We start from the raw sequence: 1,797 nt of genomic DNA, 5'->3' as shown, positions 1-1,797 counted from the left end.
ATTATCATTGATTGAATTGGTAGAAATTACTCGAAGTTTATTTGAGCGAATTTTTAGTCAGTAAGATTAATGAGCCAGATTTGGCCACTTCGAAAAAGTGGCAAATGATTTTAAACTGAAGAGTTTGATCATGGCTCAGATTGAACGCTGGCGGCAGGCTTAACACATGCAAGTCGAGCGGAGCGAGGGTGCTTGCACCTTAGCTTAGCGGCGGACGGGTGAGTAATGCTTAGGAATCTGCCTATTAGTGGGGGACAACGTTTCGAAAGGAACGCTAATACCGCATACGTCCTACGGGAGAAAGCAGGGGATCTTCGGACCTTGCGCTAATAGATGAGCCTAAGTCGGATTAGCTAGTTGGTGGGGTAAAGGCCTACCAAGGCGACGATCTGTAGCGGGTCTGAGAGGATGATCCGCCACACTGGGACTGAGACACGGCCCAGACTCCTACGGGAGGCAGCAGTGGGGAATATTGGACAATGGGGGGAACCCTGATCCAGCCATGCCGCGTGTGTGAAGAAGGCCTTTTGGTTGTAAAGCACTTTAAGCGAGGAGGAGGCTTACCTAGTTAATACCTGGGATAAGTGGACGTTACTCGCAGAATAAGCACCGGCTAACTCTGTGCCAGCAGCCGCGGTAATACAGAGGGTGCGAGCGTTAATCGGATTTACTGGGCGTAAAGCGTGCGTAGGCGGCTTTTTAAGTCGGATGTGAAATCCCCGAGCTTAACTTGGGAATTGCATTCGATACTGGGAAGCTAGAGTATGGGAGAGGATGGTAGAATTCCAGGTGTAGCGGTGAAATGCGTAGAGATCTGGAGGAATACCGATGGCGAAGGCAGCCATCTGGCCTAATACTGACGCTGAGGTACGAAAGCATGGGGAGCAAACAGGATTAGATACCCTGGTAGTCCATGCCGTAAACGATGTCTACTAGCCGTTGGGGCCTTTGAGGCTTTAGTGGCGCAGCTAACGCGATAAGTAGACCGCCTGGGGAGTACGGTCGCAAGACTAAAACTCAAATGAATTGACGGGGGCCCGCACAAGCGGTGGAGCATGTGGTTTAATTCGATGCAACGCGAAGAACCTTACCTGGCCTTGACATAGTAAGAACTTTCCAGAGATGGATTGGTGCCTTCGGGAACTTACATACAGGTGCTGCATGGCTGTCGTCAGCTCGTGTCGTGAGATGTTGGGTTAAGTCCCGCAACGAGCGCAACCCTTTTCCTTATTTGCCAGCACTTCGGGTGGGAACTTTAAGGATACTGCCAGTGACAAACTGGAGGAAGGCGGGGACGACGTCAAGTCATCATGGCCCTTACGGCCAGGGCTACACACGTGCTACAATGGTCGGTACAAAGGGTTGCTACACAGCGATGTGATGCTAATCTCAAAAAGCCGATCGTAGTCCGGATTGGAGTCTGCAACTCGACTCCATGAAGTCGGAATCGCTAGTAATCGCGGATCAGAATGCCGCGGTGAATACGTTCCCGGGCCTTGTACACACCGCCCGTCACACCATGGGAGTTTGTTGCACCAGAAGTAGCTAGCCTAACTGCAAAGAGGGCGGTTACCACGGTGTGGCCGATGACTGGGGTGAAGTCGTAACAAGGTAGCCGTAGGGGAACCTGCGGCTGGATCACCTCCTTAACGAAAGATTGACGATTGGTAAGAATCCACAACAAGTTGTTCTTCATGACGATGTATCTGAGGGTCTGTAGCTCAGTTGGTTAGAGCACACGCTTGATAAGCGTGGGGTCACAAGTTCAAGTCTTGTCAGACCCACCACTACTGACGA

1 tRNA gene and 1 rRNA gene are annotated in these 1,797 nt (G+C 51.1%); both read left to right on the top strand.

Annotated features, from left to right (window positions below):
• The first annotated feature begins 112 nt into the window (after positions 1 to 112).
• Positions 113 to 1,649: ribosomal RNA gene (locus tag PAE54_RS12190) — 16S ribosomal RNA — on the top strand.
• A 61-nt stretch (positions 1,650 to 1,710) separates the two neighbouring features.
• Positions 1,711 to 1,787 (top strand) — tRNA-Ile (locus PAE54_RS12185).
• Positions 1,788 to 1,797: the final 10 nt, after the last annotated feature.

This window comes from Acinetobacter minutum (assembly GCF_035916735.1).
Lineage (GTDB): Bacteria > Pseudomonadota > Gammaproteobacteria > Pseudomonadales > Moraxellaceae > Acinetobacter.
Note: the sequence above shows the minus strand (reverse complement) of the source record. Positions and strands in the feature narration are given on the sequence as shown.